This window comes from Actinomycetota bacterium, assembly GCA_018830725.1.
In the GTDB taxonomy this organism is placed as follows: domain Bacteria; phylum Actinomycetota; class Humimicrobiia; order JAHJRV01; family JAHJRV01; genus JAHJRV01.
In genome coordinates this window covers 1-6,910 of sequence record JAHJRV010000013.1, presented here as the reverse complement: position 1 = coordinate 6,910, position 6,910 = coordinate 1, and the positions used below count along the sequence as shown (strand labels likewise).

Here is a 6,910-nt window from a genome sequence, read left to right as displayed (position 1 = left end):
CCTGCTGGGCATCTTTTTTCTTCAATATGAGCAATATATTCATCCATGAATAATTTCAATGTACTTAATACTGGACTTGGAGTTAATTGCCCTAATGCACAGAGAGAGGCTTGATCCATAAACTTTGCCAAATTTTCTATTTCATCTAAATCTTCTAACTTACCATTTCCTTCTGTTATATTATTTAGAATTTCATACATTTTCTTTCCGCCAACTCTACATGGTACACACTTCCCACATGATTCATTTGTAGAGAATTTTAAAAAATATTTGGCAAATTCCACCATACATGTATCTTCATCCACAACAATCATTCCACCAGATCCCATAACTGCTCCTGTTTCTTTTAGAGATTCATAATCTATTGGTACATTCAATGATTCGGAAGAAAGACAACCTCCTAAAGGTCCTCCTGTCTGTACAGCTTTGAATTTTTTTCCTTTTGGTATACCTCCACCTATATCAAAGATTATTTCGCCTAAAGTTATTCCCATCGGAACTTCAATGAGACCTATGTTATTTATCTGACCTGTCAGTGCAAAAATTTTAGTACCTTTACTTGTTTCTGTTCCAATACTTGAAAACCACTCCCATCCATTTAAAATTATTCTTGGAACATTAGCATATGTTTTTACATTGTTTATATTGGTAGGCATATTCCAAAGTCCTTTTATTGCCGGGTAAGGAGGCCTTGTTCTTGGTTCACCTCTTTTTCCCTCTATTGATGCCATAAGAGCAGTTTCTTCACCACATACAAAGGCTCCAGCTCCCTCTTTTATAGTAATTTGAAAGTTAAAATCACTTCCTAAAATATTTTTCCCAATCAAACCATAATCCATTGCTTGACTTATCGCAATTTTGAGACGATGTATAGCTAATGCATATTCTGCACGACAGTAGATAAGTCCTTCATTCGCACCAATACCATAACCAGCAATAAGCATTCCTTCTATTACACTGTGAGGGTCTGCCTCTAATATACTTCTGTCCATAAAAGCACCGGGATCACCTTCATCAGCATTGCAAATAATATATTTTTTCTCTCCCCTTGCATTTTTTGTAAATTCCCATTTTAATCCAGTTGGAAAACCAGCACCACCCCTTCCTCGTAAACCTGATTTTTTTATCTCTTCAATTACTTTTTCAGAGTTCATTTTAAAAATTGCTTTTCCTAATGCTTCATACCCACCTCTTGCAATATATTCATTGATATCCTCAGGATCTATAAAACCACAATTTTCCAAAAGAACCCTTTTCTGCTTTTTATAAAAAGGAATCTCACTATAATGTGTAACCAATTGTGCAGTAATAGGATCTTTATAAAGGAGTCTTTTGACAGTTCTTCCTTTTATAAGTGTTTCTTCTACTATTTCTGGTACATCGTCAGATGAAACCTCGCAATATAATACACCTTCAGGGTAAGTAACAACTATTGGTCCCTTAGAACAGAATCCTCGACATCCTATTTGGACTATTCTAACTTCGTTTTCTAATTGCCTTTTAATAAGTTCCTCTTTTAAAGCTTCTACTATCTTAGGTGATCCGGATCCAGTACATCCGCTTCCACGGCAAACCAATACGTTGCTTCTATAAATACGGTGCATAATATTATTCCTCCTATAAAATTATGAATTTAGACTCTACTTATAACCCATTCGTCTATTATGTTCCCTTTGATTAAGTGCTCTTCTATCAATTTAGGAACCTTTTCTACACTGATTTTTCCATAAGTAATTCCTGGTTGACCTCCTCTTTCAATGGTAATTAAAGGTTCCTCAGCACATAAACCAATACAACCTACAGTAATAACATTTGCATCAATCTTTCTTTTTTCTAATTCATCTAATATTGCATGCATTACCTCCCTTGCCCCAGCAGCTATTCCACAAGTTCCCATACCTACTGTTATTTTTGTACTAGTGCTTTCTCGTACCTTCATAGATTTAATTGCTTCTTCTCTTAACTTTCTAAGTTCTTCTAAAGATTTAATTTTTTGCAATCAAAACACCTCCATTTTTATATAACTCTTTAAAATTATACTTAAGATAAGATTTTAACCACTTTATAACATTAATATTTGCTAAAGGTATGTTACCTAATATTTTTTTTATTTCTTGTGTATTAAATTCAAATTTTTTATTATTTACCTGATGATTATAGTAAAGGTCGAATTCTTTGTCTGAACATAGTATGGCTAACATGGTACTTACCATGTCTCCAAGAGGTGCTCTATCAATGTTACTATGTTGAAAAGTAGCAGTGATTTTTGTTCCTTTCCCCTTTCTTGAATCAATTTTAAAATCACCACTGCAATTTTTTGCTGCTGCTGAAAAAAGTGGTAGTCCCAATCCTACATGTCTCGTTTTTCTAGTCGTTTTAAAAGGGTCAAGAACATCTCTTAAAAATTCTGGAGTCATTCCTTTTCCATTATCTTCTATCTTAATTATTAATTTATCCTGATTATAATCTTCTCTTATTTTTATATATATTTTATTTGCATCAGCCTCGATTGAATTCTGAACTGCATCTAAAATATGCAAAGAAATTTCTCTCATTACTTAAAACTCTTATTTTCTCTAAAATCATATATAATAGTATTTAATGAATTATGAAAAATTTTAAATCTATTTTTAAAATTCATTTTAAAAAATTTATTAAATTCTCTAACTTTTTATTTGTCATATTTCCTTGAACCTCACCGTTTATTACTACTGTTGGAGAAACAGCACAGCATCCTAAACAATATACTATATCAAAAGTGAATTCATAGTCCTTAGTTGTTTCTCCCGGTGATATTCCTAAATTTTCTTTTAAGGTTTTAATAAGTTCTGTGGAACGTTTTACATGACAAGCTGTACCATCACATACTTGTATTATATTCCTCCCTCTTCTTTCTCTATAGAATTGGGAATAAAAACTGGCTACTCCATATACACTGCTCCTTGATACTTTCAATTTTTTTGCAATGTAATCTAATACTTCCCCTGGAAGGTAACCACAAATATCCTGACTTTTTAACAATATTGGAATTAATGCTCTCCTCTCCCCCTTATAATCGCTTACAACTTTATCAATTTTGTTTAAATCAATAACATCTTCCATTAATTTTCCTCCTTTCTATTTTTTTCTTCACAAATACCCTTCTTCCATTTTTATTTAAAAAAGCCAATTTTAGCTCATTTAAAGTTGGTTTTTCTATCCGAAATATCGTTCTATCCGAAAGCTCTGATAGTCTATGAGCATCACCTGATGAAATAATTGTGTAATTTTTAAGGTTTTTATATTTTTGTAATATATCATAAATATCCGCATTTAAAGAAATTTCTACAGCTAAAAATTTTAATTGGGGGGGTATAAATCCTAAGTTAGATATGATACTATAGGAAGGTCTATCTATATGTGCAGGATAGCATATTCCATCCAATTCTCTCACTTTTCTTACTATATCCTCTATGGATAAAGATGTTGCTGTAAGAAGAAGTCTTTCGTTTTTCCTTATAAATTCACCTTTTGAATTAACAACTAGCTGTGCACCGAATGTTTCTTCTTTATTTTTTAAATTTGGTAAATTTCTGTATATCATTTTTTGTAATTCTAAAGTTTTTTCTGGGTCATCAAATATACATATTATATGAACTTCCTCCCTTGTTTCAACCTCTATCCCAGGAAAAATTTTAACTTTTGTTCCAGTTGCAGCTTTAATAACTGCTTTAACATTCTCAGCTGAATTGTGGTCAGTTATTGCTATAATATCAATATGTTTACTTAAGGCTTCATTTATAATAAGCTCTGGAATCATCTCGATTTCAGAGCATGGTGATAATACTGTGTGAATATGTAGATCAGCCACATATGGCTTTATCATTATCTATCTCCCATCACCCCCATTTTGTAAAGTTTTCCAACAATACTAAATGTAGAATCGGTTGTCTCAAATATTGTAATATCTTCTCTTTCAGCTCTGTCCAGGGTTTCTTTTTCAACCTCTTTACCTCCGGTAACTATTACTCCAGATAGTTCTAATAATGAAGCAATAGCAACTATGTTAGGGTGAGATTGTATGGTTACCCAGATATTTCCTTTTTTTGCATTGGCCATCACATCACTTAATAAATCCGATGCATATCCACCAGTTACTTCAATGTTTAAATGTTTTTGGGCTGTTTTTATTTTTAGGGATAATTTATATTTAATCTCTCTTAATGTCAAGGTTCCTCCTTTTAATTTATGATTAAAATTATTAATAAAAATTTTTAGTTTTAAATTGTGCTTTATATATTAATAATAATTTTTAGATTAGTTCCTTTCCCTACCTTTGATCCAAGCTTCATTTCATCTACACAATTTTTTATGTTACTGAATCCTAAACCTGCACCAAATCCCAACTCCTTTATCCAGTCTGGTGCTGTAGAAAAACCAGGTGTAAGAGCTTTTTCTATATCTGGAATACCAGGTCCATTGTCTCTTACTTCTATTTTTATTCTCTCCCTATTAATTTCTGCTATCATCTCCCCACCATCAGCATGAATTATGAGATTCATTTCTGCTTCATAAGTAGCTACAACAACTCTCCTAATAATATCGGGTTTTACACCAATTCCCACTAATGCTTTTTTTATTTCTTCCGATGCTTCACCTCCATGTATAAAATCGTTCCCAACCACATACCGCTTTATAATAATATTTGAATGACTTGTGACTATGTCCTCAAAAATGTTTATTTCTCTGTATTTTTGTAATACTTCATTGTGGTAATCTGACTCAATTCTTTTAAGAAGTCCTTTAATAATATCTTTTTGGGTTAATATTCCAACAAGCTTCCCTGCTCTATTAATAATAGGAAATCTCCCAAAATCATGTTGACTAAATTTTTTAACTGCTTTAATAATTTGCTCATCTTCATATAGGGTTATTATATTTTTTGTCATTTTTTCATTAATCTTTGAATCCATTTCGTTATTTGCAAGAGCCTTTATGAGATCCTCTATACTAATTACTCCTACTAAGTCTCCGCCATTTACTACTGGTACTCCTGATATACGATTTTCCTTTAAAAGATTTCTTAAATCTTTTATATTCTTATCAGGACTTATTGTTATGATTTCCTTTGTCATAGCATCTCTTATCCTTAGCTCATATACAAGTTCTTGAGCTTTAGTAACTCTTTTTTCTTCCAAATCTTATCCTTTTTTCTTAATCCTGATTTATTTATTAAAAGATTTTAACACACAACAAACAAAAGCATTATTAATGTTTTATTTTTTAAATCTTAATCTATTTATATTTTTTGATTTTACTTTCTTTATAAGCATTTTTAAAAGATCTTGCTTTTTCTAATAGCTCTCTTGCGTGTTTATATGATATTTTTGTTGATTTCTCACCTATTAGCATTCTATTTATCTCTTCAATTCTTTCCTCATTTTTTATTTTTTTTACTTTTGTAATGGTTCTATTTTTTCTTAACTTTTTCTCTATCAAGAAATGGGTATCTGCCATTGATCCTATTGGTGCAAGGTGTGTAATACAGAAAATTTGATGAAGTAGTGATAATTTTAATAATTTAGCAGCAACAGATGGAGCAGCAGTACCACCAATACCCACATCAATTTCATCAAACACTAAGATTGGAATCTCGTCAGCTTCATCTAAACATATTTTAATTGCTAACATTATTCTTGAAATTTCCCCACCCGATGCAATCTTGGTCAGTGGCATTAGAGGTTCCCCTGGATTTGGAGAAATTAGGAATTCGACTTTATCTACTCCATTTGAAAAGGGTTTTACATTTTCTCCATCAACCAATATCCCCTCATTTTTAGTGATTCTGCTAAATATTACTTCAAATTTGCAATTTCTTAATTCCAATTCTTCCAACTCCTTTGAGATAGCAATGGATAGCTTTTTTGCTATCTCTTCTCTTTTTTGGGAAAGCTTTGATGCAATTTCTGATAAAGAGGTGTTACATTCTTTTAATCTTTTATTAATTTTCCTAAGATTCTCTTCATAATTCTTTAATTCAATTAATCTATTGTTTACTGAATTTAGATATTTTAATACTTCATCTATTGTACTTCCATATTTTCTCTTCAAATTTGATATAAAATAAAGTCTGCTTTCAACCTGCTCAAGCCTTTTTGGATCATATGTAATATTGTTAATATATTTACTAATTTTAGACGAGATATCCGTTAAACTGTAATAAACTGATTTCAGTTCCTCAGCATAAGGTTTTATTTTTGAATCTATTGACGATAATTTATCAGCATTATCAGATAATGTTGCAATTTTTTCAATTAATCCTTCATCATCTGTTTCTTCTCGTTCTAATGAATCATGGATGGCTTTAGATAATGAATAAACATTTTCATAGTTTCTTAAAACATCTCTTTCTGTTTTTAATTTTTCCTCTTCACCTATTTTTATATTTGCTCTCTCTATTTCTTTTTTTTCATATTCCAATCTATCAATTAATCTTTCTTTTTCTGTGCTTTCTAATTTAAAAATTTTTTTTAAAAGTTTCTTTCTCTCTAAAAATAGTTTCTCATAAGATTTTTTCAAACCTTCAAGCTTATCTTTTCCAAAATTATCAAGGAGTTTCAAATGGTTTGAAACATTTAGAAGTGACTGATGCTCGTGCTGCCCGTGTAAATCGAGGATTAAATTTCCTATATTTTTTAAGGTTTTTAAAGTAGTGCTTCTTCCATTTAAATAGCATAGGTTTTTTCCATCTCTATCGAGTTTTCTTCTTAAAATTAAATATTCGCAGCCCTCATCAACATATTTTAGCTTTATAAGATTCTTTATTAATTTGGGCCAGTTATTTAATTCTATATACCCTTCAACATAAGCATTTTTTTTACCAGATCTTATTAAATCTTTATCTGCTTTTTCACCAACAAGTAGTTTTAAT

8 protein-coding genes are annotated in these 6,910 nt (G+C 30.8%); all 8 read right to left on the bottom strand.

Annotation, left to right across the window (positions count from 1 at the left end; translation table 11 throughout):
• On the bottom strand, positions 1 to 1,604 hold a 1,604-nt coding region (nuoF, locus tag KKC53_00620), incomplete at its 3' end, for an NADH-quinone oxidoreductase subunit NuoF (protein MBU2597678.1).
• Positions 1,605 to 1,633: 29 nt separating this feature from the next.
• Positions 1,634 to 1,999 carry a (2Fe-2S) ferredoxin domain-containing protein gene (locus tag KKC53_00615; protein ID MBU2597677.1) on the bottom strand — a complete coding sequence of 122 codons (366 nt, stop codon included), beginning with the start codon at positions 1,997 to 1,999 and terminating at the stop codon, positions 1,634 to 1,636.
• Complete coding sequence (locus KKC53_00610; GenBank protein MBU2597676.1) at positions 1,986 to 2,555, bottom strand: ATP-binding protein; 570 nt, start codon at positions 2,553 to 2,555, stop codon at positions 1,986 to 1,988. Before KKC53_00610 ends, KKC53_00615 begins: the two co-directional genes overlap by 14 nt.
• A gap of 82 nt (positions 2,556 to 2,637) precedes the next feature.
• The gene (nuoE, locus tag KKC53_00605) at positions 2,638 to 3,102 is read right to left on the bottom strand and encodes an NADH-quinone oxidoreductase subunit NuoE (GenBank protein ID MBU2597675.1); all 465 of its coding nucleotides are present in this window, start codon (positions 3,100 to 3,102) and stop codon (positions 2,638 to 2,640) included.
• Positions 3,086 to 3,865 carry a PHP domain-containing protein gene (locus KKC53_00600; protein MBU2597674.1) on the bottom strand — a complete coding sequence of 260 codons (780 nt, stop codon included), beginning with the start codon at positions 3,863 to 3,865 and terminating at the stop codon, positions 3,086 to 3,088. The genes nuoE and KKC53_00600 overlap by 17 nt, the downstream gene beginning before the upstream one ends.
• The gene (locus KKC53_00595; protein ID MBU2597673.1) at positions 3,865 to 4,209 is read right to left on the bottom strand and encodes a serine kinase; all 345 of its coding nucleotides are present in this window, start codon (positions 4,207 to 4,209) and stop codon (positions 3,865 to 3,867) included. Before KKC53_00595 ends, KKC53_00600 begins: the two co-directional genes overlap by 1 nt.
• Positions 4,210 to 4,271: 62 nt before the next feature.
• Positions 4,272 to 5,177 (bottom strand): CBS domain-containing protein, encoded by a 906-nt coding sequence (locus KKC53_00590; protein MBU2597672.1) that lies wholly within the window; start codon positions 5,175 to 5,177, stop codon positions 4,272 to 4,274.
• Between the two features lie 97 nt (positions 5,178 to 5,274).
• Positions 5,275 to 6,910, bottom strand: a 1,636-nt coding sequence (recN, locus tag KKC53_00585) for a DNA repair protein RecN (GenBank protein MBU2597671.1), incomplete at its 5' end; no start/stop codon positions are given.

Coding starts and splice junctions, on each gene's coding strand:
- nuoE (MBU2597675.1), bottom strand. CDS start 3,102: ATGGAAGATGTTATTGATTTAAACAAAATTGATAAAGTTGTAAGCGAT.
- KKC53_00610 (MBU2597676.1), bottom strand. CDS start 2,555: ATGAGAGAAATTTCTTTGCATATTTTAGATGCAGTTCAGAATTCAATC.
- KKC53_00600 (MBU2597674.1), bottom strand. CDS start 3,865: ATGATAAAGCCATATGTGGCTGATCTACATATTCACACAGTATTATCA.